Here is a 26,811-nt window from a genome sequence, read left to right on the forward strand (position 1 = left end):
ATTCCATCATGGCTTTCAATATGCGCAACCGCAGCCTGCTGTCGCTGATGCACCACACCACCCGCGAACTGCACTACCTGCTGGACCTTTCACGCGACCTCAAGCGCGCCAAATACACCGGCACCGAGCGTCCGCACCTGCAGGGCAAGAACATCGCGCTGATCTTCGAAAAAACCTCGACCCGCACCCGCTGCGCGTTCGAAGTCGCGGCCCATGACCAGGGCGCCCACGTCACCTACATCGACCCAGTGTCGTCGCAGATCGGCCACAAGGAAAGCATGAAAGACACCGCCCGCGTACTCGGCCGCATGTTTGATGCGATCGAGTACCGTGGCTTCGAGCAGGAAATCGTCGAAGAGCTGGCCAAGTTCGCCGGCGTGCCGGTGTTCAACGGCCTCACTGCCGAATTCCACCCGACCCAAATGATCGCCGACACCCTGACCATGCGCGAACACAGCGACAAGCCGCTGCATGACATCAGCTACGCCTACCTCGGTGACGCGCGCTACAACATGGGCAATTCGCTGTTGATGATCGGCGCCAAGCTGGGCATGGACGTGCGCATCGGCGCACCGAAAGCGCTGTGGCCGCACGCGGACTTCATCAAGCAATGCCAGGCGTTTGCCGAAGAAAGCGGCGCACGCATCACCATCACCGAAGACCCGAAGGAAGCAGTGAAAGGCGTGGACTTCATCCACACCGATATCTGGGTCTCCATGGGCGAGCCGGTGGAAGCGTGGGACGAGCGCATCGAGCAACTGCTGCCGTACCAGGTCAACGCCAAGATGATGAAAGCCTCGGGCAACCCACGGGTGAAATTCATGCACTGCCTGCCTGCGTTTCACAACAGCGAAACCAAGGTGGGCAAGGACATCGCCGCGCGGTACCCGAACCTGGCCAATGGCGTGGAGGTGACTGAAGAGGTGTTCGAGTCGCCGGCCAACATCGCGTTCGAGCAGGCGGAAAACCGCATGCATACCATCAAGGCGATTCTGGTGTCGGCTCTCGCAGATATCTAAACCTCTAGTTGGCAATGAGGACAAGTGTGGGAGCCGGGCTTGCCCGCGATGCAGGCACCTCAGTCTTTCAAGAAGGCTGCAGTGATGCTATCGCAGGCAAGCCAGCTTCCACATTGACCGCGTTCCTTCATCAGAACTTTCAGAAGGACATTTTGTATGCGCATCGTCGTAGCCCTGGGCGGCAACGCCCTCCTGCGCCGTGGTGAACCCATGACCGCGGACAACCAGCGCTCCAATATCCGCATCGCCACCGAACAGATCGCCAAGATCCATGCCGGCAACGAGCTGGTGATCGCCCACGGCAATGGCCCGCAGGTCGGCCTGCTGTCGTTGCAGGCGGCGGCCTACACCCAGGTGTCACCGTACCCGCTGGACGTGCTCGGCGCCGAGACCGAAGGCATGATCGGCTACATCATCGAACAGGAACTGGGCAACCTGCTGGACTTCGAGGTGCCCTTCGCCACCCTGCTCACCCAAGTGGAAGTAGACGCCAAGGACCCTGCCTTCAAGAACCCGACCAAGCCCATCGGCCCGGTGTACTCCAAGGCCGAAGCGGAGAAACTCGCCGCCGAAAAAGGCTGGGCCATTGCGCCGGATGGTGACAAGTACCGTCGCGTTGTTGCCAGCCCACGGCCCAAACACATTTTTGAAATCCGCCCGATCAAGTGGCTGCTGGAAAAAAGCGCTATCGTGATCTGCGCCGGCGGCGGCGGCATCCCGACGATGTATGGCGAAGACGGCAAGCTGCGCGGGATTGAGGCCGTGATCGACAAGGACCTGTGTTCCTCGCTGCTGGCCTCGCAACTGGACGCCGATTTGCTGGTGATCGCCACCGACGTCAACGCGGCCTTCATCGACTACGGCAAGCCGACCCAGAAAGCCATCGGCCAGGCCCATCCCGACGAAATGGAAAAGCTCGGCTTCGCCGCCGGTTCCATGGGCCCCAAGGTGCAAGCGGCCTGCGAGTTCGCCCGCAAGACTGGCAAAACCGCCGTCATCGGTTCACTCTCGGACATCGAAGCCATCGTCCAGGGCAGCGCCGGCACCCGCATCAGCACGGCAACACCTGGCATCACCTATCTGTGAAGTAGAGGAGAGACGCCTATGGCCACCTTTGAACCCGGTCACTTGCATGTTGAACGTCACGCACTGAATGCCCAGGACTACAGCTACAACCTGTGCATCGACTACGAAGTCAGCCAGGACCCAAAGGAGGGCAAGGGCATGCTGTTCAAGCTGCATGGCTCGGTGCAGGGCAAGGACCTCAAGGAAGAGTTCTTCCTGCCCAAGGACCAGGCGTTCGACTTTGCGCGGCATGCGATGAACATCGCGCAGAAGTATGGGATGCCGAAGGTCGCGGTATTGAACGGCTCGATGCACAAGCAGTACGACCTGATGTTCGAGGATGTGCGGCATCAATTGGATGTGAAGGCCGGGGACCCGATCAAACCCGAACACCTGGAATAAAGGACACTCAGCTTCAACGGTGGGAGGCGGCTTGCCCCCTCCCACATTTTGATCTCCAACATCTGCAAGGCATACTTGCCGCCTCCAGCTCCCCAGAATCGTTAGCGCCCCATGCGTATCCACGTCAGCTTCATCGACCGCGTCGGCATTACCCAGGAAGTCCTGGCCCTGCTCGGTGGGCGCAATCTCAACCTGGATGCGGTGGAGATGGTGCCGCCCAACGTCTACATCGACGCGCCGACCCTCAGCGCCGATGTGCTCGAAGAACTGCGCGACGCGCTGTTCAGCGTGCACGGCGTGCAGGCGGTGACCGTGGTGGACATCCTCCCCGGCCAACGCCGTCACCTGCAACTCGACGCCCTGCTGGCCGCCATGACCGACCCGGTGCTGGCGCTGGACAGCGCGGGCAAGATCCTGCTCGCGAACCCGGCGCTGATCGCCCTATATGGCCGCGAACCGGCCGGCGAAAGCATCAGCGAACTGTTCAACGACCCTACGCTGCTGGACACCTTGCTGGAACAGGGCTTTCGCTTGCCGCTGCGCGAGATCAGCGTCAACGGTCAGACCCTGTTGCTGGACGCCACGCCGATCACTGACGCGGGCGCCCTGCTCACCCTCTACCAACCCAACCGCATCGGTGAACAACTGTCGGCGCTGCACCATGATCATGCGGAGGGCTTTGACGCGCTGCTTGGCGAGTCGCCGGTGATCCGCACCCTAAAGGCGCGCGCGCAGCGCGTAGCGGCGTTGGATGCGCCGCTGTTGATCCAGGGTGAGACCGGCACCGGCAAGGAATTGGTGGCGCGTGCCTGTCACGCCATCAGTGCACGTCACAGTGCGCCGTTCCTGGCCTTGAACTGCGCGGCGCTGCCGGAAAACCTCGCCGAGAGTGAACTGTTCGGCTATGCGCCCGGCGCCTTTACCGGCGCGCAGCGCGGTGGCAAGCCGGGGCTGATGGAACTGGCCAACCAGGGCACGGTGTTCCTCGATGAGATCGGCGAGATGTCGCCGTACTTGCAGGCCAAGCTGCTGCGTTTTCTCAATGACGGCAGCTTCCGGCGTGTCGGTGGCGACCGTGAAGTGAAGGTCAATGTGCGCATCCTCAGCGCCACCCACCGCGACCTGGAGAAGATGGTCAGCGAAGGCACCTTCCGCGAAGACCTGTTCTACCGCCTCAACGTGCTCAACGTCGAAGTACCGCCCCTGCGCGCACGCGGCCAGGACATCCTGTTGCTGGCCCGCTATTTCATGCAGCAGGCCTGTGCGCAGATCCAGCGCCCGGTCTGCCGCCTGGCGCCCGGCACTTACCCGGCGCTGCTGGGCAACCGCTGGCCGGGCAACGTACGCCAGTTGCAGAACGTGATCTTCCGCGCCGCAGCGATCTGCGAAAGTAGCCTGGTGGACATCGGCGACCTCGACATCGCTGGCACCTCGGTGGCGCGCCAGAGCGACGGCGAAATCGACAGCCTGGAACAGGCGGTGGAAGACTTCGAGCGCAACCTGCTGGAAACCCTCTACACCAGCTACCCCTCGACTCGCCAACTGGCCAGCCGCTTGCAGACTTCCCATACGGCGATTGCCCATCGTCTGCGCAAGTACGGCATTCCCACCGGCAAGCCCTGACTGGCTGGGTCGATAGAGGTCAAATGTGGGAGGAGGCCTGCCCCCTCCCACATTGGCACCATTCCAAACGTTGACCGCATTACAGATTTTGGTCTGAGAACGACATCCGCTGTACTGAAAGCGCTACAGCGTAACGATATCGCTACAACCCTGTTTTTTACGCGCCATGCAAGGCTTTGATCCACATAGGCTTTTTTTCACAGGCCCAACTGTAGCGAAATCGATACAGCCAACATGCATATCCTCATAACCGATTTTATCAAGCTATTGATTTACAACGGTTTAATCACGTTGGCCGCGATATTGCTAAGCAACTCCTCATTATTCCAATCCCGTCCACCAGACGAATCTGGCCCTGAGGAGTTTCCATGAGCGAGTTGCGTTTCACTGAAGATCACGAATGGCTGCGCGCCGAAGCCGACGGCAGTGTCACCGTGGGTATCACCGCTTTTGCGCAGAACGCGCTGGGTGATGTGGTTTTCGTGCAACTGCCGGAGTTGCAGGCCTACGACAAGGGCGCCGAAGCGTCCACCGTGGAATCGGTCAAGGCCGCCAGCGGCGTGTACATGCCGCTGGACGGGGAAGTCCTCGAAGTGAACGACAAGCTTGACGGCAGCCCGGAACTGGTCAACGAAGACCCGATGGGCGAAGGTTGGTTCTTCCGCTTTAAACCGGCCGATGCCGGGGCAGTCGCTAAACTGTTGGATCAGGACGCGTACGATCGCCTGATCAAAGCCAACGCTGAAGCTTGAGGAGCGCGCCATGACCGTTAATCTCACCACCGCCAACGAATTCATCGCCCGCCATATCGGCCCGCGCCACGAAGACGAGCAACAGATGCTCGCCAGCCTGGGCTTTGACTCCCTGGAAGCCCTGAGCGCCAGCGTGATCCCGGAAAGCATCAAGGGCACCAGCGTGCTCGGCCTGGAAGACGGCCTCAGCGAAGCCGAGGCCCTGGCCAAGATCAAGGCCATCGCCGGCAAGAACCAACTGTTCAAGACCTACATCGGCCAGGGCTACTACAACTGCCACACGCCGTCGCCGATCCTGCGCAACCTCCTGGAAAACCCGGCCTGGTACACCGCCTACACCCCGTACCAGCCCGAAATCTCCCAAGGCCGCCTGGAAGCGCTGCTGAACTTCCAGACCCTGATCAGCGACCTCACCGGCCTGCCGATCGCCAATGCCTCCCTGCTCGACGAAGCCACCGCCGCCGCCGAAGCCATGACCTTCTGCAAGCGCCTGAGCAAGAACAAGAGCAGCAACGCCTTCTTCGCCTCGATCCACAGCCACCCGCAGACCCTCGACGTGCTGCGCACCCGTGCCGAACCGCTGGGCATCGACGTGGTCGTCGGCGATGAGCGTGAACTGACCGACGTCAGCCCATTCTTCGGCGCCCTGCTGCAATACCCGGCCAGCAACGGCGACGTGTTCGACTACCGCGAACTGACCGAGCGCTTCCACGCCGCCAATGCCCTGGTGGCCGTGGCCGCCGACCTGCTGGCCCTGACCCTGCTGACCCCACCGGGTGAGTTCGGCGCCGACGTGGCCATCGGCAGCGCGCAACGCTTCGGCGTGCCGCTGGGCTTTGGTGGCCCGCACGCGGCGTACTTCTCCACCAAGGATGCGTTCAAGCGCGACATGCCGGGCCGTCTGGTCGGCGTGTCCGTCGACCGTTTCGGCAAGCCGGCCCTGCGCTTGGCCATGCAGACCCGTGAGCAACATATCCGTCGCGAGAAAGCCACGTCGAACATCTGCACCGCCCAGGTGCTGCTGGCCAACATCGCCAGCATGTACGCCGTGTACCACGGCCCCAAGGGCCTGACCCAGATTGCCCGGCGCGTGCACCAGCTGACGGCGATCCTGGCCAAGGGCTTGACCGCCCTGGGCCTGACCGTCGAACAAGCCAACTTCTTCGATACCATTACCCTGAACACTGGCGCCAAGACCGCCGCCCTGCACGACACGGCCCGCGCACAAAGCATCAACCTGCGCGTGGTGGACGCCGAGCGCCTGGGTATTTCGGTTGACGAAACCACCACCCAGGCCGATATCGAAGCCCTGTGGTCGATCTTCGCCGACGGCAAGTCACTGCCGGCCTTCAACGCCAGCGTAGACAGCACCCTGCCTGCCGCCCTGCTGCGCCAGTCGCCTGTGCTCAGCCACCCGGTGTTCAACCGCTATCACTCGGAAACCGAGCTGATGCGCTACCTGCGCAAACTGGCCGACAAGGACCTGGCGCTGGACCGCACCATGATCCCGCTGGGCTCGTGCACCATGAAACTCAACGCCGCCAGCGAAATGATCCCGGTGACCTGGGCCGAATTCGGTGCCCTGCACCCATTCGCCCCGGCCGAACAAAGCGCCGGCTACCTGCAATTGACGTCCGAGCTGGAAGCCATGCTGTGCGCGGCCACCGGCTACGACGCGATCTCGCTGCAACCGAACGCCGGCTCCCAGGGTGAGTACGCCGGCCTCCTGGCCATTCGCGCCTACCACCAGAGCCGTGGCGAGGAACGTCGCGACATCTGCCTGATCCCGTCATCGGCCCACGGCACCAACCCGGCGACCGCCAACATGGCCGGCATGCGCGTGGTCGTCACCGCGTGCGACGCACGTGGCAACGTCGACATCGAAGACCTGCGCGCCAAGGCCATCGAGCACCGCGAGCACCTTGCGGCCTTGATGATCACCTACCCGTCCACCCACGGCGTGTTCGAAGAAGGCATCCGCGAAATCTGCGGCATCATTCACGACAACGGCGGCCAGGTGTACATCGACGGTGCCAACATGAACGCCATGGTCGGCCTGTGCGCCCCGGGCAAGTTCGGCGGCGACGTGTCCCACCTGAACCTGCACAAGACCTTCTGCATCCCCCACGGCGGTGGCGGCCCGGGCGTCGGCCCGATTGGCGTCAAGTCGCACCTCACGCCGTTCCTGCCCGGCCACGCGGCCATGGAACGCAAGGAAGGCGCGGTGTGCGCCGCGCCGTTCGGCAGCGCGAGCATCCTGCCGATCACCTGGATGTACATCAGCATGATGGGCGGCGCAGGCCTCAAGCGCGCTTCGCAGTTGGCGATCCTGAATGCCAACTACATTTCCCGTCGCCTGGAAGAGCACTACCCGGTGCTGTACACCGGCAGCAACGGCCTGGTGGCCCACGAATGCATCCTGGATCTGCGCCCGCTGAAGGACAGCAGCGGCATCAGTGTGGATGACGTGGCCAAGCGCCTGATCGACTTCGGCTTCCATGCGCCGACCATGTCGTTCCCAGTGGCCGGCACCTTGATGATCGAGCCGACCGAAAGCGAATCCAAGGAGGAACTGGACCGTTTCTGCAACGCCATGATCGCCATCCGCGAAGAAATCCGCGCAGTGGAGAACGGCACGCTGGACAAGGACGACAACCCGCTGAAAAACGCACCCCACACCGCAGCTGAACTGGTAAGTGAGTGGACCCACCCCTACACCCGCGAACAGGCGGTGTATCCAGTGCCATCGTTGATCGAAGGCAAGTACTGGCCGCCGGTGGGGCGTGTCGACAACGTGTTTGGTGACCGTAATCTGGTGTGTGCGTGCCCGTCGATCGAGAGTTACGCATAACCAAAGGATGCATTGGGTACAAATGTGGGAGGGGGCTTGCCCCCGATTGCGGTGCATCAGCCACAGATAAGCTGACTGACACACTGTCATCGGGGGCAAGCCCCCTCCCACACTAGATCGAGTCAACTTTCAGAAAATAATAAGAAACCGGAGAACAACCATGTCCCTTAGCGTGTTCGACCTGTTCAAGATTGGCATTGGCCCCTCCAGCTCCCACACCGTCGGCCCGATGCGTGCGGCCGCTCGATTCGTCGAGGGTCTCAAGCGTGACCACCTGCTGGGCGCCACCGCCTGCGTCAAGGTGGAACTCTATGGGTCGCTGGGCGCCACCGGCAAAGGCCACGGCAGCGACAAAGCCGTGTTGCTGGGCCTGGAAGGCGAACACCCGGACACCGTGAATACCGAAACCGTGGCAACACGCCTGGCGCAGATGCGCAAGGACGGCCACCTGAATCTGCTCGGTGAACACCGCATTGCGTTCAACGAGAAAGAACACCTGGCGATGATTCGCAAACCCCTCGCCTACCATCCCAACGGCATGATTTTCCGTGCCTTCGACGCCGCCAACATCCAGATTCGCAGCCGCGAGTACTACTCGGTGGGCGGCGGTTTTGTGGTGGATGAGGACGCCGCCGGTGCCGACCGGATTGTCGAAGACGCCACACCCCTGACCTTCCCGTTCAAGCACGCCAAGGACTTGCTGAGCCATTGCACCACCTATGGGCTGTCCATCAGCCAGGTGATGCTGACCAATGAAAGCGCCTGGCGCCCGGAAGCGGAAACCCGCGCCGGCCTGCTGAAGATCTGGCAGGTGATGCAGGAATGCGTGGACGCCGGTTGCCGCAACGAAGGGATTCTGCCCGGTGGATTGAAGGTCAAGCGTCGCGCGGCGGCCCTGCATCGCCAGTTGTGCAAGAACCCGGAGTCGGCGTTGCGCGATCCGTTGTCGGTGCTCGATTGGGTCAACCTCTACGCCCTGGCGGTCAATGAAGAAAACGCCAACGGCGGGCGCGTGGTCACGGCGCCCACCAATGGTGCGGCCGGGATTGTGCCGGCGGTGCTGCATTACTACATGCGCTTCATTCCCGGCGCGAATGAGGATGGCGTAGTGCGCTTCCTGCTCACGGCGGCCGCCATCGGCATTCTGTACAAGGAAAACGCCTCGATCTCCGGCGCCGAAGTCGGCTGCCAGGGCGAGGTCGGCGTGGCCTGTTCCATGGCCGCCGGTGCGTTGTGCGAAGTGTTGGGCGGCAGCGTGTCCCAGGTGGAAAACGCCGCCGAAATCGGCATGGAACACAACCTCGGCCTGACCTGCGACCCGATTGGCGGACTGGTGCAGGTGCCCTGCATCGAGCGTAACGCCATGGGCTCGGTCAAGGCGATCAACGCAGTGCGCATGGCCTTGCGCGGCGATGGGCAGCACTTTGTGTCCCTCGATAAAGTGATCCGCACCATGCGCCAGACCGGCGCCGACATGAAAAGCAAATACAAGGAAACCGCCCGCGGCGGTTTGGCGGTCAACATTATCGAGTGCTGACGCCTAACAGCGCGCCAGCACGTTTTTCAGGAGCTGAATATGTCCACCGAAACCCTGTTGAAAACCCCTCTGCACGCCCTGCACCTCGAACTGGGCGCACGCATGGTGCCCTTCGCCGGCTACGACATGCCGGTGCAATACCCACTGGGCGTGATGAAGGAACACCTGCACACCCGTGATCAAGCCGGTTTGTTCGACGTGTCCCACATGGGCCAGATCCGCCTTACCGGCGCCAACGCTGCCAAGGCCCTGGAAACCCTGGTGCCGGTCGACATCATCGACCTGCCGGTGGGCATGCAGCGCTACGCGATGTTCACTAATGAGCAGGGCGGCATTCTCGATGACCTGATGGTGGCGAACCTGGGTAACGACGAACTGTTCCTGGTGGTCAATGCCGCCTGCAAGGATCAGGACCTCGCGCACCTGCGCCAACACATCGGCGACCAGTGCACCATCGAGCCGCTCTTCGAAGAGCGTGCGTTGCTGGCGCTGCAGGGCCCGGCCGCGGTCAAGGTGCTGGCGCGCCTGGCACCGGAAGTCACCAAGATGACCTTCATGCAATTCGCCGACCTGCGCCTGCTGGGCGTGGACTGCTATGTCAGCCGTTCGGGCTATACCGGTGAAGACGGCTTCGAAATCTCCGTACCTGCGGCCAATGCCGAAAGCCTGGCGCGCAGCCTGCTGGCCGAGACCGAAGTACAGGCCATCGGCCTGGGTGCCCGCGATTCGTTGCGCCTGGAAGCCGGCTTGTGCCTCTACGGCCACGACATGAACACCGACACCACCCCCATCGAGGCCAGCCTGTTGTGGGCTATCTCGAAGGCCCGCCGTGCCGACGGTGCACGTGCCGGTGGCTTCCCTGGCGCCGACCAGATCTTCACCCAGCAGCAAACCGGCGTGAGCCGCAAACGTGTAGGCCTGCTGCCACAGGAGCGCACACCCGTGCGTGAAGGCGCGGAAATTGTCGACGCAGACGGCACCGTGATCGGCAGTGTGTGCAGCGGTGGTTTCGGCCCGACCCTCGGCGGCCCGCTCGCCATGGGTTACCTGGACAGCGCTTTTATTGCACTGGATACCGAAGTCTCTGCGCTGGTGCGTGGGAAAAAGGTGCCACTTCGTGTAAGTAAAATGCCATTTGTGCCACAACGTTACTATCGTGGCTGATTGACTGTTTCTATAAGTAACGAGGTTGCGTTAACGTGCACTAATCTGTAACGCAACCGCCATAAAACAGTGCACTTCCGATAGTCTTTTATAGAGGGTTCAACCTATAACAAGTGACCAACTCTATCGAATAAGTCAGTTCCACACTGTTCAACCAAGTGTCATGAGCCCCAGCAAAACCTGGGCTTTTGGCAGGGCTTGTTTTTTCTCTATTAGTTGGCGTAGAGTTTGCCCACTGTGTTTGCATGGGTCGCTTGGAACCTGGACCTGGGCAGTAGCTGAAGAAGTCCGCTACAACCCGTTCGACGTCTCTTACTTTCCTGCAACCCAGCCCAGTACTCTTTCATGCGAAAGGGGCTGTCATTAATTTTTAGCGTCAAGGAAATAAGAAAATGGCTGAACGTCAGAGCGGTACCGTCAAGTGGTTTAACGACGAGAAAGGGTTTGGTTTTATCACTCCAGAAAGCGGTCCGGATCTGTTCGTGCATTTCCGCGCTATTCAGGGCAACGGCTTCAAGAGCCTGAAAGAAGGCCAGAAAGTGACATTCGTTGCTGTGCAAGGCCAGAAGGGCATGCAGGCTGACGAAGTACAAGCAGAAAACCACTGAGTTCTTCTGCGACAAAAAGCCCCTGATGGTGACATCAGGGGCTTTTTTATGTGCATTTGCTCGTAAAATGGCTTTTTTTCATAAGAGAGCCCTGCCATGTCGAAACCCCTGCTGAGCCCGCAAGGCGAATTCCCCGCCGTTGGCCTGGGCCGTCGCCTGGCAGCGATGTTCTATGATTTCCTGCTATGCACCGCACTGCTGATCGTCACCGCGTTTATCTACAAGCTGATCTGGATCGCGTTTGTCGGTGAAGCCAGGATGCGCACCCTCACCGAATCCGGCGCGCTGGACGGCGACCCGTTGCTGTCGACGATCCTGTTGTTTGTGCTGTTCGGCTTCTTCGCCAAGTTCTGGACTCATTCCGGCCAGACCCTGGGCATGCAGGTGTGGGGCGTACGCGTGCAGAACGCTGACGGCTCGCGGATCAGCCTGTGGCAGGCGTTGCTGCGCTTCGTGGTGTCGATTGCGTCGTGGTTGTGCGTAGGGCTGGGGTTTATCTGGTCGCTGTTTGATAAGCGCAAACGCAGCTGGCATGACATCTATTCCGACAGCCAGCTGGTTCGTATCCCCAAACAGAAAAAGTAGCGACTCAGGCGTTACCCGCCAGCTTCAAGCGCGCGGCCTGGGTAAAGTCCAACATGCGCTTGAGCGGACGCACAGCCTGCGGGATCACCGAAGGCTCGACGAATATCTCGTTACTGCCTTCACGCAGGCACTGCAACGTGCGCTCCAGCGTGTTCATTGCCATCCATGGACAATGCGCGCAACTGCGGCACGCCGCACCATTGCCGGCGGTAGGCGCCTCGACGAAGACCTTGTCCGGGCACAGTTGCTGCATCTTGTAGAAGATGCCGCGGTCGGTCGCGACGATAAAGGTTTTATTCGGCAGGCGTTGGGCCGCGGCAATCAGCTGGCTGGTCGAGCCTACGGCATCCGCCAGTTCGATCACCGATGTCGGCGATTCCGGATGCACCAGGATGGCCGCATCCGGGTACAGCGCTTTCATGTCTTCCAACTGCTTGGATTTGAATTCTTCGTGGACGATGCAGGCGCCGTCCCATAGCAGCATATCTGCACCGGTCTGGCGCTGGATGTAAGTGCCCAGGTGTTTGTCCGGCCCCCAGATGATCGTCTCGCCGTTGTCCATCAGGCTTTCGACGATTTCCAGCGCGCAGCTTGACGTCACCACCCAATCCGCCCGGGCTTTGACCGCCGCCGAGGTGTTGGCATACACCACCACGGTGCGTTCGGGATGCTGATCGCAGAACGCCGAGAACTCATCGACGGGGCAGCCCAGGTCCAGGGAGCAGGTGGCCTCCAGGGTGGGCATGAGGATACGTTTTTCAGGGGTGAGGATCTTGGCGGTCTCGCCCATGAAACGCACACCGGCGACCAACACGGTCTTGGCCGGGTGAGCGGCGCCGAAGCGCGCCATTTCCAGGGAGTCAGAGACACAGCCACCGGTTTCTTCGGCCAGGGCCTGGATCACCGGGTCACAGTAGAAGTGGGCAACCAGCACCGCATCCTGAGCCTTGAGCTCGGCGGCGATGGCAGTGCGCAGGCTCGCCTCTTCATCGGCGCTGAGGGCCTTGGGCTGCTTGGCGTCGAGGTGGGCTTGAACCAGAAGGCGTTCGGAAATTTGCGTCATGTTCGCAAGACCTGCAGGCGCAGTTGCGCGAAAGTCGAGTGTACCACCGGCTCTGGAGCCCTTCGGGCGCCGCCGGACGAAGTGATTGTGTTCATCAAGCACGGGTTAAGGTGAAGCTCGGCAAGGCTACAGAATATCGAATGGTTTCAAAAGCCTAATCTGGTGTTCGCCTGCGCCTGCGTCGGGCAAAAAAAACGGGAAGCCCCACATGGGCTTCCCGTATTTACCGCCGGTTTTTTTATCAAAAACGGTAAGTCACCGAGCCACCGAACCCGTTGGCACTGTTTTCATATTTGGCATCGTAAGTCAGGCCAACCTGGGAAAGGTTCTGCCGCACCTTGATCGGTTCTTCCTTGAGGTAGGAATACGCCACATCGAAGGTCAGGTTATCGACGGGCGTCCAGCCAGCACCCAAGCTGAAAACAGTGCGGTCCCCCGTAGGAATTCGAACGGAGCGGTCGGTGTTGTTGGTAGGCGTCTGGTCCACCGAGAAACCGGTCCGCAGTACGAGTTCTTTGTTGACCCGATAGGCCGCGCCAATGGCATGGGACCAGGTGTCATGCCAATGCTGTTGTTCGGTGATCGAACCCAGGCCACCGAATTGAGCGGTGAGGTCGGAGACCCCGTCGTTGTTGATGGTGATCTTCTTCAACTGGCTCCAACGGGTGTAGGTGCTGCCGAGGTACAAGGTCCAGTCATCATTGAGTTGATGGGTTACCGAGAAATCCACCGAAGAGGGCGTAGTCACATCCAGGCTGGCGTCATACTTTTGTGGCCCACCGTCGAAGGCATCGGAGATCAAACCGGACGCGTGGGTCTTGCCGCTGAGGTGGTAGACCACCTGCGAGTGATAGGTCACACCGATGCGCGTACTTTCAAGGGGCTGCACCAGGAGACCGGCATTGAACCCGGTGGCGTTGTCGTCGCCTTTGACCTTCACGCTTTCGCCGGCTCCGCCACCCAGCGGCACATTGGAATCCAGCTCGCCACTGATGCGATTGAAGGTCGGGCCAAAGCCCACCGACACTTTGTCGTTGAAGGCATAGCTGACCGTCGGCTGCACGGTGATGACCTGGACCTTGCTCTTGTTGCCAAAGCCATTGCCCTGGAAGCTGTGCTCATAGTCGGTCACCAGGCCGAACGGCGCGTAGATACCCAGGCCGAACGCCCAGTGCTCATCAATGGGCGTGACCAGGTACCCCATCGGCACGGCAATGCCGGGCACCATGTCGCCCTTATTGGTGCCTGGGTTGTTGGCACCGAACTGCGAGGAACTGGCGTCCTTGATGTTGGATTTGGCATCGAGGTAAGTCGCGCCGAGGCTGACTTCATTCTGTTTCAGACGCGACATGCCGGCGGGGTTGCCGAACACCGTGCTGGCGTCTTCGGCGGAGGAGGAACGACCGGCGTAGCCCGTGCCCATTGAACTGATGCTTTGTTCATTGAGCGCGAAACCACCGGCGAACAACGGGGTTGAGGCAAGGGAAACGGCGAGCGCCAAGGCGCCTTTAAGAGTTTTGTTATTCATTATTAGGACTCGAATTGTGGGGCAGCGATGGGGAAGCTACCAACGTTCGAGCGGCCGGTTTATGAAGAGTTTTTCATGCGCAGGATTGTCGGACAATTCTATGCATTTCAAAGACTTTGCCTGTTTTTTCGTTTCCAGTAATGACCTTGAAACCCGATTGTGACCTACGGGTTTCGGCGATAGCGTCAGCCTCGCGCAGACGCAAAAAAGCCCCAGGCTTTTCGTTGGCCTGGGGCTGTCGGGTTTTCAGGCAGGCAAAAAAAAACCCGGAAATCCTCACTTGCGTGGGCCTTCCGGATTTTCTAAACCGCCAAAAATGGTGGGTCGTGTGGGATTCGAACCTACGACCAATTGGTTAAAAGCCAACTGCTCTACCAACTGAGCTAACGACCCGCTGTGTGGTGGCGCGTATAATACTGATTTCTAAGGATTATTCAACACCTTATTTGAAATAAATCAGAAATAACGCGTTGGGTCAGTAATTCCGGCGGCTTGGAAGCCTTCTGCACGCAGTCTGCAGCTGTCGCATTTCCCACAAGCACGGCCGTCATCGTCTGCCTGGTAGCAGGAAACAGTCAGCGAATAATCGACGCCAAGTCCTACGCCTGCCTTCACGATGTCAGCCTTGCTCAGGTTTTGCAGCGGCGCCAGGATACGGAAGCCCTGCCCTTCTACACCGGCCTTTGTCGCCAGGTTGGCCATGCGTTCGAACGACTCGACGAACTCCGGACGGCAGTCAGGGTAACCTGAATAATCCACCGCGTTGACGCCGATGAAAATGTCGCGAGCGTGAAGTACCTCTGCCCAGCCAAGCGCCAGGGACAGGAACACCGTGTTACGTGCTGGCACGTAGGTCACCGGGATGCCTTCACCGGGGGTTTCTGGCACATCGATGCTGCTGTCGGTCAGTGCTGAGCCGCCGATGCCGTTGAGGTTCAGGCCAATCACCTTGTGTTCGACCACGCCCATGTCGCGGGCGACGCGGGCCGCAGCGTTCAACTCGGCACGGTGACGCTGGCCGTAGTCGAAGCTCATGGTGTAGCAGCTGTAGCCTTGCGCCTGCGCCATGGCAACCACCGTGGCGGAGTCGAGGCCGCCGGACAGCAGGATTACCGCGCGTTTTTGATCCATGGTGTGTTCAGTCATATCAGCGTCCTGGCTCGTCGTTCCAAAGGTATTTATGCAACTGCAATTGCAGGCGCACCGGCAGATTGTCCGCAACCACCCAATCGGCGAGGTCACGTGCATTCAGGTCATGGTGGCTTGGTGAGAACAGCACTTCGCCTGCACGGCGGTCCAGCCCGTATTGAATCAGCTTGGAGTTCGCCCAGTCGTAGTCGTCACGCGAACAGATGACGAACTTGACCTGGTCGTTGGCCGTCAACAGCTCGATGTTCTCGTAGCGGTTGCGATGCGATTCCTTGGAATCGGGGGTCTTGAGGTCGACTACCCGGCTTACGCGGGGGTCAACTGCAGAGATATCCAAGGCGCCACTGGTTTCCAGGGAGACCTCGTAACCGGCGTCACACAGCTGCTTGAGCAATGGGATGGCATTGGGCTGGGCCAGCGGCTCACCGCCGGTCACACAGACATAGCGCGGCTTGTAGCCGGCAACCTGCTCCAGGATGTCATCGAGGGTGCGCACCGTGCCACCACTGAAGGCGTAGGCGCTGTCGCAGTACTGGCAACGCAAGGGGCAACCGGTCAGGCGCACAAATACTGTGGGCAGGCCGGCCGTCCGCGTTTCACCCTGCAACGAGTAAAAAACTTCGGTAATACGTAATGTGTCTTGCATAGTCGCCACGGGCGTAACAGCTAAACAGGCTGTCCGCCTCCGTCAGGCACTTTGAGGGACCCCGCCAACGCGTAGACCCCAAAAAGCGTGTTTCATAAAAGGGCGTGGATTCTAACGAAAAAACCCGCGCCAGGCGCGGGTTTCTTCTAAACGGGCAAACATCGCTTACAAGCGCTGCAAGTCCCGTTGGGCCAACTGGGCAGCGGAAGTCCCCGGATACTGGGCCACCACCTGTTGCAGAATGCCTTTGACCTTGTCGGTATGACCCAGGCGGCGTTCTACGTCAGCGAGTTTGTACAGCGAGTCCGGCACCTTGGCGTGCTTGGGGTACAGCTGGCTGACCTTGGCAAATGCCTGGCCCGCGCCCTGTAGGTCACCCTTTGCCAGGTTGACTTCACCTAACCAGTATTGGGCGTTGCCCGCATATTGGCTGTTCGGGTATTTACGCAGGAAAGCGGTAAAGGCCTGGCTGGCCTTGTCGAAATCCTTGGCTTTGATCAGGTCGAAGGCTGCATCGTAATACAGCTTTTCCTTCGCCGGATCACCCGGTTCGCTGCTCGCGGCAGGGGCTTGGCTGGCAGCCGCCCCTGCTGCTGCACCGGCAGCAGCGCTAGGCGCGCCACCGGCAGGAGAATTATCAGGAGTTGCGGCAGGTTGAACGCCGGCTCCAATACGTTGATCAAGATCCTTGTAACGCTCCAGGCCTTCTTGCTTGAGCTGGTTCACCTGGTTTTGCAGTACCTCAATAGCGCCTTGCTGCTGCGCGATTTGATCCTGCATGCGTTGCAATTGGTTGAACAGTTCGCCCTGTGCCGAGGGAGCGGACGTAGCCGCTCCCCCCGCATAGGCGCCGTTCGTGCCATAACCCGCTGGCGGATAACTGCTCCCGCTATTGTTATAGCCAGAGTTGCTATCTTCCACAGGAACCGCAGCCCACACCGCAAGCGGTGCGAGGCTGAGAGCCAATACAGTCAGAGCACGACGGCACGTTCGCATGACGAATTACTTACGCAGTTCGACGCGACGGTTTTGAGCCCAGGACTGCTCGTCGTGGCCAGTAGCAACTGGACGCTCTTTACCGTAGGAAACCAGTTCCAGTTGGCCTGGAGCAACACCTTGCAGTACCAGGTAGCGCTGAACGGCTTTCGCACGACGCTCGCCCAGTGCCATGTTGTACTCACGAGTACCACGTTCGTCAGTGTTACCTTCCAGAACAACGCGAGCGCCGTTAGCTTTCAGGTCCTTCGCGTGAACGTCCAGAGCGCGCATGGCTTCTGGTTTCAGGTCCGAACTGTCGTATTCGAAGTAGAAAGTGGTGATAGCGCGCAGAGCAGCTTCTTCGCTCAGGGAGCCGTCAACCGCACCAGTGTTAGCGCCGTAACCAGCGTTTGGATCAACAGCTGCGCCTTCACCGGCATTGTCGCCGCCTTTAGACGAGCAACCAACGGCTACGGACAGAGCCAGAGCCAGAGCAGCAAACTTACCAAACTTCAGCATTTCCATCGTGAAACTCCTAATGAACCCCAGTGTGTTAAGCAAATCTTTTTGTAGCGCCGCGTCAGTTCAGGTAAGGGGACCAGGATGGTTCTCTGACTTCGCCTTGTGCGGTAGGAAGCGGGAGCCTTACGCGTCCATTAATGGACACGAGCATCAAGACTCCCCGGCCCTGCTGGCGGGTGGCGTAGATTACCATGGTGCCGTTGGGCGCAACAGTGGCTGACTCATCAAGGTTGGTATCTGTAAGGATTTTTACGGTTCCGCGCTGCAAATCCTGGGCCGCAACCCGGAAATTAGTGAAACCATCCTGACGGTGAATCATCACCAACGTCTTTTCATCAGCCGAAAGCTTAGGGTTGGCGTTGTAGTTACCGATAAAAGTAACGCGCTCTGCACCACCACCATTCACATTCGCCTTATAGACCTGTGGCTTGCCGCCACGGTCAGAGGTGAAGTAGATGGTCGAACCATCCTTGCCCCAGAACGGTTCGGTATTGATACCTGGGCCGCTGGTTGCGCGAGTGATCTGGCGTGAAGCCATGTTCATCACGTAGATGTCCGGGTTGCCGTCTTTAGACAGCACGAACGCCAGGCGCGAACCATCCGGTGACCAAGCCGGCGCACCGTTGAGGCCTTCGAAGTTGGTGATCTGCTCACGACGGCCAGTATCAATGTGCTGGACGAAGATACGCGGACGCTTCTGCTCGAAAGACACGTAGGCAATACGCTTGCCGTCCGGCGCGAAACGCGGCGACAGGATTGGCTCACGGGATTGCAGCAAGGTCACAGCGCGAGCACCGTCGTAGTCCGAACGCTGCAAGGTGTAACGAGTGTTGTCTACGGAGAAACGCTCAGCCGTTACATACAGAAGACGCGTCGAGAAAGCCCCCTTGATACCGGTGAGTTTTTCGAACGACTGGTCCGAGATGTAGTGGGCCATGTCGCGGATCTGCTCGGCCGTGCCCGAGACGCTGCCGGTCAAGACCTGCTGCTCGGTCGCCACGTTGAACAAGGCGTAGGTGATTTGCAGACGACCACCGGCCGGCGTGATATTGCCGACCATCAGGTACTGCGCGCCCACTGCTTTCCAGTCACGGAAGATGACTTCGCTGGCCTGGGTAGGCTGGCTGATCATGTTGCCTTTCGGAATCGGTGCGTAATAGCCGGAGTTGCGCAGGTCATCACTGACGATCTGGGCCATGTCGTCCGGCAGCACGCTGCCGCCCTGCCAGCCGAACGGTACTACCGCGATCGGAGTGGCCCGATCACTACCGCTGGTAACCAGGATGTTCTTTTCATCCGCCGCCGCTATCCCTGCCATACAGCAAATAACGACAAGCATTCCTCGAAGAAGGTTTCTCACAAGGCTAGATCCTCAGGTGTGAATGTCATCTTGAATGAACGATAGGGAGCGAAGTCGCTTGGTTTCATTCCCTGCATCTCGGTCAACCGGCCAATGTTCTTGACTGCGGCAACCGCCGAACTGTCGAACGAACCGTCACCACTGGACTTGGCCACGCTGACCGAAGTCACCGTACCGTCCGGCAACATGCCGATCTGCAGCACTACTGTCATGCCTTTGCGCGCCGAAGGTGGACGTGTCCAGCCTTCCGCTGCCCGTGCCCGAATCAGATCGTCGAAACTGCCCGCGACTTCATCACCACGTTCATCGGCCAAGGCTTGCTGACGCTGCGGCGTGTCGGAGAGCAAATCTGCCAAGGCCTGGGCCTTCTTCTCTTCGGCGGATTTGCGCGCTGCTTCCTGGGCCTTTTTCTTCTGGGCGTCGGCGGCAGCTTTCTTCTTCGCGTCGTCGGCGACTTTTTTCTTCGCCTCGTCTGCTTCAGCTTTTTTCTTGGCGTCTTCGGCGGCTTTTTTCTTCGCGTCTTCGACTATTTTCTTCTTGGCGTCTTCAGCGGCCTTTTTCTTGGCCTCTTCTTCGGCAGCCTTCTTGGCTTCTTCTTCAGATTTCTTCTTGGCTATATCAGCCAATTGTTTCTCTTCGGCCTTTTTCGCTTCGGCAGCTTTCTCGGCTTTCTTGGCTTCATCAGCCTTTTTCGCCTCGTCAGCCTTCTTGGCTTCGTCAGCCTTTTTCGATTCCTCGGCCTTTTGAGCCGCCTCTTCTTTCTTTTGTTCCGCAGCCGCCTTCACCGCTTCCTGCTCGACCTTCTTCTGTTCCATCTGTTCGACTTCAGTCTGGCGCGCAGCCGACTTCTGGGCCTCACCCGCAATCTTCTGATTGGTCTGGGTGGTGGCCTGGCTTTTCGATTTCAGCTGATACAGGGTCGCCTGCACGATCGGCTTGGCTGGCGGCAGGTCCGGGGTCATGGCGAAGCTGACGAACAGCATGCCAAACACCAGGACATGCAGCGCAATCGCCCAGACGCTAGGCCAGAAGTAGCTTTCCGAGGCGGACGGCTCTCGCTGTTGCTGCATCAGGGCGCCTCGGTAATCAAGCCAACGTTACCCACGCCGGCCTTCTGCAGCCCGCCCATGGCGCCCATGACGGAGCCGTAGTCGACCGATTTGTCGCCACGGATGAACACCTGGGTGTGCTTGCCGCCTTCGTTGCCGGAGCGAATGATCTTGGTCACTGCATCGGTCATCGCAGGCAAGGTGAGCGCCTTGTCTTGCTGCTTCTGCGTGTCGACTTCGCTGCCAAGGTTCCAGTAATAGGTCTTGTCAGCCTTGATCGAAATGGTCAGGACTTGAGTGTTGTTGTCTTGCGGCAAGGCTTCACTGGAAACCTTGGGCAAATCAACCTTCACGCCCTGGTTGAGCATCGGCGCGGTCACCATGAAGATAACCAGCAGCACCAGCATCACGTCGATGTAAGGCACTACGTTCATCTCGGCGACCGGCTTGCGCTTTTTGCGAGCTCGAGCGATTAAAGCCATTGGGAATTACCTGCTTATTCTTCGCTGGTGTGCACTTTACGGTGCAGGATCGCCTGGAACTCGTCGGCGAAGGTGTAGTAACGACCGATCAACGTTTCGCTGGTAGCAGCGAAGCGGTTGTAGGCGATTACTGCGGGGATAGCGGCAAACAGGCCGATCGCGGTGGCAATCAGGGCCTCGGCGATACCCGGTGCCACGGTGGCCAGGGTCGCTTGCTGGGCCTGAGCCAGGCCACGGAAGGAGTTCATGATCCCCCACACGGTACCGAACAGACCGATGTACGGGCTCACGGAGCCGACGGTGGCGAGGAACGGCAGGCTTTGCTCAAGCTTTTCTTCTTCGCGGGAAATGGCCACGCGCATGGCACGGGCCACACCTTCCATCACCGCTTCCGGGTCAACGCCTGGCTGCTGGCGCAGACGGGAGAATTCCTTGAAGCCGGCGCGGAAGATCTGCTCGACGCCCGAGTCCGGGTCCGGGTTGCTGCCGGCCTGGCGGTACAGCTTGGACAGGTCGATACCCGACCAGAAGCGCTCTTCAAAGCTCTCCAGGGCACGTCGACCGGCACGCAGCAGGTTGCTGCGCTGAAAAATCATGACCCAAGAGGTAACCGATGCGGCTACCAGGGTCAGCATGACCAGTTGAACCACAACACTGGCATTGCTGACCAGGCTCCACATGGAGGAATGGTCGACGACGGTAGGTTCCACGCTAAATCTCCTGCTTTGATTGTTTACCCGCGCCGCTTACGTCAGCAAAGGCCGCACGTAGAGCTTCGGGAATGGCCCGGGGTTTCAAGCTATTGGTGCGCACACAGGCCACCAGGAACTGCCCCTCACAGAGCAGCGTTGCATCCGTTGCCCGCCTGACCTGCTGCTTGAAACGCAGGCTGACACGGTTCAATTCGATTACTTCAGCGCTGACCAACAATTCGTCGTCCAGCCGCGCCGGCGCGTGATACCGCGCCTCGCTGGAGTGCACGACGAATAACAGGTCCTCCCCTGCCAGCTCGGATTGGGCAAAGCCCAGCTCCCGTAGCCGCTCGGTTCGAGCCCGCTCCATGAACTTGAGGTAGTTGACGTAATACACGATGCCGCCGGCATCGGTGTCCTCGTAATAAACGCGACAGCGATGTGCGAACGACTGATCCCCGTTTTGCGCGCGCATACTCTAGTGCTTACTCCTCAGGTTGCCAATCCGGCTGGGCAACTGTTTTTTCATTGTCTGAAACATTTCTAACGACTGAATGACGACACCAGCCACTAGGACAGCACAAACCTCGGATAAATCGACTGGCTATAGGTTTTTAATCGTCCACTGCATCGAGGAATTCGTCTACTACGGGCATCTCGCCCAATCGTGACGGAATGTTTAACCCAAAGTGCAGATAGGCGTGACGCGTCACCACCCTGCCCCTTGGCGTGCGCATGATGTAGCCCTGCTGGATCAGGTACGGTTCCAACACATCCTCAATGGTGTGGCGCTCTTCACTGATTGCCGCCGCCAGGCTGTCGACGCCCACCGGGCCACCGTCGAACTTCTCGATCATGGTCAGGAGCAGACGTCGATCCTGGTGATCGAAGCCGTGCTCATCCACGTCCAGCAGGTTCAAGGCCAGGTCGGCCACGGCCTTGGTGATGTGCCCCTTGGCCCGCACCTCGGCAAAGTCTCGCACGCGTCGCAGCAGGCGGTTGGCGATCCGCGGCGTGCCGCGGGCCCGACGGGCGATTTCAAACGCGCCTTCCGGGTCCAGCGGCAAGCCGAGAATGCTCGCCGAACGGCTGACAATGGTCGCCAGATCAGCCGTGCTATAGAACTCTAGACGTTGAACAATGCCGAAACGGTCTCGCAGTGGGTTGGTCAGCATCCCTGCGCGGGTTGTAGCGCCGACCAGCGTGAACGGCGGCAGGTCGAGCTTGATCGAACGGGCAGCCGGGCCTTCGCCGATCATGATGTCGAGCTGGAAGTCTTCCATGGCCGGGTACAACACTTCTTCGACGATCGGGGATAACCGATGGATCTCGTCGATAAACAGCACATCGTGCGGTTCAAGGTTGGTCAGCAACGCCGCCAGGTCACCCGGACGTTCCAGCACCGGGCCGGAGGTGGACTTGATCGATACGCCCATTTCCTGGGCAATGATGTTGGCCAGGGTGGTCTTGCCCAGGCCCGGTGGGCCGAAGATCAGCGTGTGGTCCAGGGACTCACTGCGCCCACGCGCAGCCTGGATGAACAATTCCATCTGCTCGCGCACGGTGGGCTGGCCAATGTATTCGGCCAGGCTCAGGGGGCGGATGGCGCGGTCCTGGACCTCTTCACGGTCGCGCGGGCCGGTGGCTGCAATCAGACGATCAGCTTCAATCACTTAAATCATTCCCTTCAGGGCGCGGCGGATCATGTCTTCACTGCTCAGGTTCTTGTCCTTGATGGCCGATACGGCCTTGCTGGCTTCCTGGGGTTTGTAACCCAGGGAAATCAGCGCGCTGACCGCATCGCTTTCGGCGCTCGCCACCTGGCCGGCCGGCATGTCCGGCTGGTTCGGTACAAGGGCGAACATGCTCGGTACGACCTCCCAGGCCTTGAAGCGGTCCTTGAGTTCCACCAGCAGGCGCTCGGCGGTCTTCTTGCCGACGCCTGGCACCTTGGTCAGCGCCGAGGTGTCCTGGGCCGAAACGGCACGCACCAGCTCATCCACTTCCAAGCTCGACATCAACGCCAGGGCCAGTTTCGGCCCTACGCCGTTCAGGCGGATGAGCTCACGGAAGAAGTCACGGTCACGCTTGCCAATGAAACCATAGAGCAATTGCGCATCTTCACGTACCACCAAGTGAGTATGCAGCGTAATCGGCTCACCGACCGACGGGAGGCGATACAAGGTGGTCATGGGCACTTCCAGCTCATACCCCAACCCATTTACATCCAGAATCAGGTGTGGCGGCTGTTTCTCAGCCAGAGTGCCGCGCAAGCGTCCAATCACGGTTCAGATCCTTAAAGCTAGGGTCAGAGCAGGGCCCGACCGGAAATAACGATTGCGCTGATGCTATCAGAGACGCAGGCGCCCGCCACGACTGCGTGCCGTGCCCAGGCCGTGAGGCAGTAAGCTTGAGCGAGTGTGCGCATGGCAAATGGCAATAGCCAGGGCGTCCGAGGCGTCGATCTGCGGTTTTGAAGTGAGCTTGAGCATATGCATGACCATCATCTGCACCTGCTCTTTGTTCGCCGCGCCGGTGCCGACCACGGCCTGTTTGACCTGGGTGGCGGTGTACTCGGCGATTTCCATGCCCTCCTCGGCGCCGGCAACGATGGCGGCGCCACGGGCCTGGCCAAGCTTCAACGCGGAGTCGGCATTCTTTGCCATGAACACCTTTTCGATACCCATGGTCACCGGCCCGTAGGTCTGGATCACCTCACGCACGCCGCGATAAACGATCTGCAGGCGCTCGGCCAACTCGCCCGCGCCGGTGCGGATGCAGCCCGAAGCCACGTACACGCAGCCACGCGGGGTCTGTTGCACCACGCCAAAACCGGTGATGCGCGAACCGGGGTCGATACCTAGGATTAAAGTCATAACGCCTGCGGGTTGGGTAAGCACATTTTTTGACACAGAGAAGACCCTATGTGGGAGGGGGCTTGCCCCCGATAGCGGTGAATCAGTCGATTTATACGTAACTGACACACTGTCATCGGGGGCAAGCCCCCTCCCACTTTTTGATCTACATCGTCCTTCAGCCTAGCTGTTCGGCTACAGACTCAGGGATGTCGGCGTTGGAATACACGTTCTGCACATCATCCAGGTCTTCGAGCATATCCAGCATCTTCAGCACTTTCTGCGCACCGTCCAGGTCCAGCTCGGCGCTGGTGGTCGGCAGCATCACGATTTCCGCGTCGGTACCTTTGAAACCGGCCGCTTCCAGGGCATTGCGCACCGCATAGAAGCTGGCGAACGAAGTGAACACGTCGATGGAACCGTCTTCGTTGGTCACCACGTCGTCGGCATCCGCCTCCATCGCCGCTTCCATCAGCGCATCTTCATCGGTGCCCGGCGCGAAGGTAATCTGCCCCTTGCGCTCGAACAGGTAGGCCACCGAACCGTCAGTGCCGAGGTTGCCACCACATTTGCTGAATGCATGACGCACAGCGGCGGCAGTACGGTTGCGGTTGTCGGTCATGCACTCGACCATCACGGCCACGCCACCCGGGCCATAGCCTTCGTAGCTCAGCTCGACCATGTCGTCGGTACCGGCAGCGCCGGCACCGCGGGCCACGGCGCGGTCGATGATGTCGCGACTCATGTTCGCGCCAAGGGCCTTGTCCAGCGCCAAGCGCAGACGCGGGTTGGAGCCTGGATCACCCCCACCCTGGCGGGCCGCGACGGTCAGCTCGCGGATCCATTTAGTGAAAATCTTGCCTTTCTTGGCATCCTGACGCTCTTTGCGGTGCTTGATGTTCGCCCACTTGGAATGGCCAGCCATAACACAACTCCAAAAATTCTCTAGAAACCTTATCAATTCCGCCCCAGGCGGAATGCAACCCTTGTAACGCAAAGGCGCATCCGAAGATGCGCCTTTTTTGACTGCGTAAACCTCAGTGCGCTTTCACGCAGCAGCCTTACTCAGCCTTCGGCGTCTCGCGCAGACGGATGTGCAGCTCGCGCAATGCCTTGGCATCCACCACACCTGGCGCCTGGGTCATGACGTCCGCAGCGCTCTGGGTTTTCGGGAAGGCGATCACTTCACGGATCGACTGGGCGCCGGTCATCAGCATCACCAGGCGATCCAGGCCGAACGCCAGGCCACCATGGGGCGGCGCACCGTATTTCAGGGCGTCGAGCAGGAAGCCGAACTTCTCTTCCTGTTCCGCTTCGTTGATGCCCAACAGGCGGAACACCGCTTGCTGCATTTCCTTGCGATGGATACGGATCGAACCGCCACCCAGCTCGGTACCGTTCAATACCATGTCATACGCGCGGGACAGCGCGCCAGCCGGGTTGGCTTCCAGTTCGGCCGGCGAGCATTTCGGCGCGGTGAACGGGTGGTGCAAGGCGCTGAAGCTACCGTCGTCGTTTTCTTCGAACATCGGGAAGTCAACGACCCACATCGGGGCCCATTCGCAGGTCAGCAGGTTCAAGTCGTGACCCAGCTTGATGCGCAGCGCGCCCAAGGCTTCGCTGACGATCTTGGCCTTGTCGGCGCCGAAGAACACGATATCGCCGTCGACTGCGCCGACGCGATCGAGGATCGCGTTCAGGTTGTCCAGCGGAATGTTCTTCACGATCGGCGATTGCAGGCCGTCAACGCCATTGGCGCGCTCGTTGACCTTGATATACGCCAGGCCCTTGGCACCGTAGATGCCAACGAACTTGGTGTAGTCGTCGATCTGCTTGCGCGGCATGCTCGCGCCGCCAGGCACGCGCAGGGCGGCGATGCGGCATTTAGGGTCGTTGGCCGGGCCGCTGAACACCTTGAAGTCGACTTCTTTGAGTTGGTCAGCCACGTCCACCAGTTCCAGCGGGTTACGCAGGTCTGGCTTGTCGGAACCGTAGCGGCGCATGGCTTCTTCGAAGGTCATGTGCGGGAAGTCGCCGAATTCCAGGCCCAGCACTTCCTTAAACAGGTTGCGGATCATCTGTTCGGTCAGGCCCATGATCTCTTTTTCATCGAGGAAGCTGGTCTCGATGTCGATCTGGGTGAATTCAGGCTGGCGGTCAGCGCGCAGGTCTTCGTCGCGGAAGCACTTGGCGATCTGGTAGTAGCGGTCGAAGCCGGCGACCATCAGCAGTTGCTTGAACAGCTGCGGCGATTGCGGCAGGGCGAAGAACGAACCGGCGTGGGTACGGCTAGGTACCAGGTAGTCGCGCGCGCCTTCCGGGGTGGCCCGGGTCAGGATCGGGGTTTCGACATCGAGGAAGCCGTTTTCGTCGAGGAAACGACGGATGCTGGTGGTCATGCGCGAACGCAGGCGCAGCTTCTCGGCCATTTCCGGACGACGCAGGTCCAGGAAGCGATAGCGCAGGCGGGTTTCTTCGCCCACGTCAGAGTATTCGTTGAGTGGGAACGGCGGGGTTTCCGACTCGTTCAGTACTTCCAGCTCATAGCCCAGCACTTCGATGCCGCCGGACGCCATGTTCTTGTTCACGGCACCCGCCGGACGCAGGCGAACCTTGCCGGTGATCTTCACGACGTATTCGCTGCGCACGCGGTCGGCGGCGGCGAAGCTTTCGGCGCGATCCGGGTCGAACACCACCTGGGCCAGACCATCACGATCACGGATATCGAGGAAGATCACCCCGCCGTGGTCGCGGCGACGGTGAACCCATCCGCAAAGGGTGATTTCCTGACCTTCCAGGGTCTCGTTCAGTTGGCCGCAATAGTGGCTGCGCATCATGGTAGTGGTTTCACTTCTCGTAATTCGAAATTCGGTGGAGGCCT

Annotated in this window: 26 protein-coding genes and 1 tRNA gene; 10 read left to right on the plus strand and 17 right to left on the minus strand. The window is 59.9% G+C overall.

Going from position 1 to position 26,811, the window contains the following annotated elements:
• The first annotated feature begins 8 nt into the window (after window positions 1-8).
• The 10 genes from AC3WP7_RS17375 to AC3WP7_RS17420 all read left to right on the plus strand — a co-directional run bounded on the left by AC3WP7_RS17375 (window position 9) and on the right by AC3WP7_RS17420 (window position 11,606).
• A complete protein-coding gene (locus tag AC3WP7_RS17375) occupies window positions 9-1,019 on the plus strand; it encodes an ornithine carbamoyltransferase (protein ID WP_058423254.1) in 1,011 nt (336 codons plus the stop codon).
• A gap of 156 nt (window positions 1,020-1,175) precedes the next feature.
• Window positions 1,176-2,105 (plus strand): carbamate kinase, encoded by a 930-nt coding sequence (gene arcC, locus AC3WP7_RS17380; protein ID WP_093125257.1) that lies wholly within the window; start codon window positions 1,176-1,178, stop codon window positions 2,103-2,105.
• An 18-nt stretch (window positions 2,106-2,123) separates the two neighbouring features.
• Window positions 2,124-2,486: a DUF5064 family protein gene (locus tag AC3WP7_RS17385; RefSeq protein ID WP_058423256.1), complete on the plus strand. Its 363-nt coding sequence runs from the start codon at window positions 2,124-2,126 to the stop codon at window positions 2,484-2,486.
• Between the two features lie 111 nt (window positions 2,487-2,597).
• The gene (gene gcsR / locus AC3WP7_RS17390; RefSeq protein WP_071489404.1) at window positions 2,598-4,109 is read left to right on the plus strand and encodes a transcriptional regulator GcsR; all 1,512 of its coding nucleotides are present in this window, start codon (window positions 2,598-2,600) and stop codon (window positions 4,107-4,109) included.
• A 368-nt stretch (window positions 4,110-4,477) separates the two neighbouring features.
• A complete protein-coding gene (gene gcvH / locus AC3WP7_RS17395; RefSeq protein WP_010208126.1) occupies window positions 4,478-4,861 on the plus strand; it encodes a glycine cleavage system protein GcvH in 384 nt (127 codons plus the stop codon).
• 10 nt (window positions 4,862-4,871) lie between these two features.
• Window positions 4,872-7,712, plus strand: a complete 2,841-nt coding sequence (gcvP, locus tag AC3WP7_RS17400) for an aminomethyl-transferring glycine dehydrogenase (protein ID WP_092246894.1) — start codon at window positions 4,872-4,874, stop codon at window positions 7,710-7,712.
• A 160-nt stretch (window positions 7,713-7,872) separates the two neighbouring features.
• Window positions 7,873-9,249, plus strand: coding sequence for an L-serine ammonia-lyase (locus tag AC3WP7_RS17405; RefSeq protein WP_102591875.1), 1,377 nt, complete (start codon window positions 7,873-7,875; stop codon window positions 9,247-9,249).
• Between the two features lie 39 nt (window positions 9,250-9,288).
• Complete coding sequence (gene gcvT / locus AC3WP7_RS17410; RefSeq protein WP_102591876.1) at window positions 9,289-10,413, plus strand: glycine cleavage system aminomethyltransferase GcvT; 1,125 nt, start codon at window positions 9,289-9,291, stop codon at window positions 10,411-10,413.
• Between the two features lie 392 nt (window positions 10,414-10,805).
• Window positions 10,806-11,021: a cold-shock protein gene (locus AC3WP7_RS17415; RefSeq protein WP_071496541.1), complete on the plus strand. Its 216-nt coding sequence runs from the start codon at window positions 10,806-10,808 to the stop codon at window positions 11,019-11,021.
• Window positions 11,022-11,117: 96 nt separating this feature from the next.
• Complete coding sequence (locus AC3WP7_RS17420; RefSeq protein ID WP_071489399.1) at window positions 11,118-11,606, plus strand: RDD family protein; 489 nt, start codon at window positions 11,118-11,120, stop codon at window positions 11,604-11,606.
• A gap of 4 nt (window positions 11,607-11,610) precedes the next feature.
• Here the strand turns inward: AC3WP7_RS17420 and nadA are convergent, their stop codons facing one another.
• The 17 genes from nadA to aspS form a co-directional block, all read right to left on the minus strand.
• Entirely contained in the window at window positions 11,611-12,669 is a 1,059-nt protein-coding gene (gene nadA, locus AC3WP7_RS17425; protein WP_060754176.1) for a quinolinate synthase NadA, read from the minus strand.
• 241 nt (window positions 12,670-12,910) lie between these two features.
• Window positions 12,911-14,197 (minus strand): OmpP1/FadL family transporter, encoded by a 1,287-nt coding sequence (locus tag AC3WP7_RS17430; RefSeq protein ID WP_092246886.1) that lies wholly within the window; start codon window positions 14,195-14,197, stop codon window positions 12,911-12,913.
• Between the two features lie 317 nt (window positions 14,198-14,514).
• Window positions 14,515-14,590 (minus strand) — tRNA-Lys (locus tag AC3WP7_RS17435).
• A 63-nt stretch (window positions 14,591-14,653) separates the two neighbouring features.
• Window positions 14,654-15,328, minus strand: a complete 675-nt coding sequence (gene queC / locus AC3WP7_RS17440) for a 7-cyano-7-deazaguanine synthase QueC (RefSeq protein ID WP_071489524.1) — start codon at window positions 15,326-15,328, stop codon at window positions 14,654-14,656.
• A gap of 16 nt (window positions 15,329-15,344) precedes the next feature.
• Window positions 15,345-15,992 (minus strand): 7-carboxy-7-deazaguanine synthase QueE, encoded by a 648-nt coding sequence (queE, locus tag AC3WP7_RS17445; RefSeq protein WP_058423265.1) that lies wholly within the window; start codon window positions 15,990-15,992, stop codon window positions 15,345-15,347.
• A 165-nt stretch (window positions 15,993-16,157) separates the two neighbouring features.
• A complete protein-coding gene (ybgF, locus tag AC3WP7_RS17450) occupies window positions 16,158-16,988 on the minus strand; it encodes a tol-pal system protein YbgF (protein ID WP_071489396.1) in 831 nt (276 codons plus the stop codon).
• Window positions 16,989-16,994: 6 nt separating this feature from the next.
• The gene (gene pal, locus AC3WP7_RS17455) at window positions 16,995-17,495 is read right to left on the minus strand and encodes a peptidoglycan-associated lipoprotein Pal (protein ID WP_003209827.1); all 501 of its coding nucleotides are present in this window, start codon (window positions 17,493-17,495) and stop codon (window positions 16,995-16,997) included.
• Window positions 17,496-17,550: 55 nt separating this feature from the next.
• Window positions 17,551-18,831, minus strand: a complete 1,281-nt coding sequence (gene tolB, locus AC3WP7_RS17460; RefSeq protein WP_071489395.1) for a Tol-Pal system beta propeller repeat protein TolB — start codon at window positions 18,829-18,831, stop codon at window positions 17,551-17,553.
• Window positions 18,832-18,848: 17 nt separating this feature from the next.
• Window positions 18,849-19,922, minus strand: a complete 1,074-nt coding sequence (gene tolA / locus AC3WP7_RS17465) for a cell envelope integrity protein TolA (protein ID WP_034109149.1) — start codon at window positions 19,920-19,922, stop codon at window positions 18,849-18,851.
• Window positions 19,922-20,374, minus strand: coding sequence for a protein TolR (gene tolR, locus AC3WP7_RS17470; RefSeq protein ID WP_161793227.1), 453 nt, complete (start codon window positions 20,372-20,374; stop codon window positions 19,922-19,924). Before tolR ends, tolA begins: the two co-directional genes overlap by 1 nt.
• Before the next feature lie 23 nt (window positions 20,375-20,397).
• Complete coding sequence (gene tolQ, locus AC3WP7_RS17475; RefSeq protein WP_015885609.1) at window positions 20,398-21,093, minus strand: protein TolQ; 696 nt, start codon at window positions 21,091-21,093, stop codon at window positions 20,398-20,400.
• A gap of 1 nt (window position 21,094) precedes the next feature.
• A complete protein-coding gene (ybgC, locus tag AC3WP7_RS17480) occupies window positions 21,095-21,550 on the minus strand; it encodes a tol-pal system-associated acyl-CoA thioesterase (RefSeq protein ID WP_025854760.1) in 456 nt (151 codons plus the stop codon).
• 139 nt (window positions 21,551-21,689) lie between these two features.
• Window positions 21,690-22,748, minus strand: a complete 1,059-nt coding sequence (gene ruvB, locus AC3WP7_RS17485; protein WP_003193867.1) for a Holliday junction branch migration DNA helicase RuvB — start codon at window positions 22,746-22,748, stop codon at window positions 21,690-21,692.
• The gene (gene ruvA, locus AC3WP7_RS17490) at window positions 22,749-23,360 is read right to left on the minus strand and encodes a Holliday junction branch migration protein RuvA (RefSeq protein ID WP_003175802.1); all 612 of its coding nucleotides are present in this window, start codon (window positions 23,358-23,360) and stop codon (window positions 22,749-22,751) included.
• A 66-nt stretch (window positions 23,361-23,426) separates the two neighbouring features.
• Complete coding sequence (gene ruvC, locus AC3WP7_RS17495) at window positions 23,427-23,951, minus strand: crossover junction endodeoxyribonuclease RuvC (protein WP_016975450.1); 525 nt, start codon at window positions 23,949-23,951, stop codon at window positions 23,427-23,429.
• Between the two features lie 157 nt (window positions 23,952-24,108).
• On the minus strand, window positions 24,109-24,855 hold the full coding sequence (locus AC3WP7_RS17500) for a YebC/PmpR family DNA-binding transcriptional regulator (protein ID WP_102591877.1): 747 nt from the start codon (window positions 24,853-24,855) through the stop codon (window positions 24,109-24,111).
• Window positions 24,856-24,991: 136 nt separating this feature from the next.
• Window positions 24,992-26,767 (minus strand): aspartate--tRNA ligase, encoded by a 1,776-nt coding sequence (gene aspS, locus AC3WP7_RS17505; RefSeq protein WP_071489391.1) that lies wholly within the window; start codon window positions 26,765-26,767, stop codon window positions 24,992-24,994.
• Window positions 26,768-26,811 lie beyond the last annotated feature (44 nt).

The organism is Pseudomonas sp. FW305-3-2-15-C-LB1, assembly GCF_058787615.1.

What these genes read in the sequence shown, in the direction of transcription:
- AC3WP7_RS17375 (WP_058423254.1), top strand. Translation starts at nt 9, where the DNA reads ATGGCTTTCAATATGCGCAACCGCAGCCTGCTGTCGCTGATGCACCAC.
- AC3WP7_RS17415 (WP_071496541.1), top strand. Translation starts at nt 10,806, where the DNA reads ATGGCTGAACGTCAGAGCGGTACCGTCAAGTGGTTTAACGACGAGAAA.
- AC3WP7_RS17500 (WP_102591877.1), bottom strand. Translation starts at nt 24,855, where the DNA reads ATGGCTGGCCATTCCAAGTGGGCGAACATCAAGCACCGCAAAGAGCGT.
- queC (WP_071489524.1), bottom strand. Translation starts at nt 15,328, where the DNA reads ATGGATCAAAAACGCGCGGTAATCCTGCTGTCCGGCGGCCTCGACTCC.
- nadA (WP_060754176.1), bottom strand. Translation starts at nt 12,669, where the DNA reads ATGACGCAAATTTCCGAACGCCTTCTGGTTCAAGCCCACCTCGACGCC.
- AC3WP7_RS17405 (WP_102591875.1), top strand. Translation starts at nt 7,873, where the DNA reads ATGTCCCTTAGCGTGTTCGACCTGTTCAAGATTGGCATTGGCCCCTCC.
- aspS (WP_071489391.1), bottom strand. Translation starts at nt 26,767, where the DNA reads ATGATGCGCAGCCACTATTGCGGCCAACTGAACGAGACCCTGGAAGGT.
- ruvC (WP_016975450.1), bottom strand. Translation starts at nt 23,951, where the DNA reads ATGACTTTAATCCTAGGTATCGACCCCGGTTCGCGCATCACCGGTTTT.
- gcvH (WP_010208126.1), top strand. Translation starts at nt 4,478, where the DNA reads ATGAGCGAGTTGCGTTTCACTGAAGATCACGAATGGCTGCGCGCCGAA.
- arcC (WP_093125257.1), top strand. Translation starts at nt 1,176, where the DNA reads ATGCGCATCGTCGTAGCCCTGGGCGGCAACGCCCTCCTGCGCCGTGGT.
- gcvT (WP_102591876.1), top strand. Translation starts at nt 9,289, where the DNA reads ATGTCCACCGAAACCCTGTTGAAAACCCCTCTGCACGCCCTGCACCTC.
- AC3WP7_RS17430 (WP_092246886.1), bottom strand. Translation starts at nt 14,197, where the DNA reads ATGAATAACAAAACTCTTAAAGGCGCCTTGGCGCTCGCCGTTTCCCTT.
- queE (WP_058423265.1), bottom strand. Translation starts at nt 15,992, where the DNA reads ATGCAAGACACATTACGTATTACCGAAGTTTTTTACTCGTTGCAGGGT.
- gcvP (WP_092246894.1), top strand. Translation starts at nt 4,872, where the DNA reads ATGACCGTTAATCTCACCACCGCCAACGAATTCATCGCCCGCCATATC.
- tolA (WP_034109149.1), bottom strand. Translation starts at nt 19,922, where the DNA reads ATGCAGCAACAGCGAGAGCCGTCCGCCTCGGAAAGCTACTTCTGGCCT.
- ybgF (WP_071489396.1), bottom strand. Translation starts at nt 16,988, where the DNA reads ATGCGAACGTGCCGTCGTGCTCTGACTGTATTGGCTCTCAGCCTCGCA.
- AC3WP7_RS17420 (WP_071489399.1), top strand. Translation starts at nt 11,118, where the DNA reads ATGTCGAAACCCCTGCTGAGCCCGCAAGGCGAATTCCCCGCCGTTGGC.
- tolB (WP_071489395.1), bottom strand. Translation starts at nt 18,831, where the DNA reads ATGCTTGTCGTTATTTGCTGTATGGCAGGGATAGCGGCGGCGGATGAA.
- gcsR (WP_071489404.1), top strand. Translation starts at nt 2,598, where the DNA reads ATGCGTATCCACGTCAGCTTCATCGACCGCGTCGGCATTACCCAGGAA.
- ybgC (WP_025854760.1), bottom strand. Translation starts at nt 21,550, where the DNA reads ATGCGCGCGCAAAACGGGGATCAGTCGTTCGCACATCGCTGTCGCGTT.
- pal (WP_003209827.1), bottom strand. Translation starts at nt 17,495, where the DNA reads ATGGAAATGCTGAAGTTTGGTAAGTTTGCTGCTCTGGCTCTGGCTCTG.
- AC3WP7_RS17385 (WP_058423256.1), top strand. Translation starts at nt 2,124, where the DNA reads ATGGCCACCTTTGAACCCGGTCACTTGCATGTTGAACGTCACGCACTG.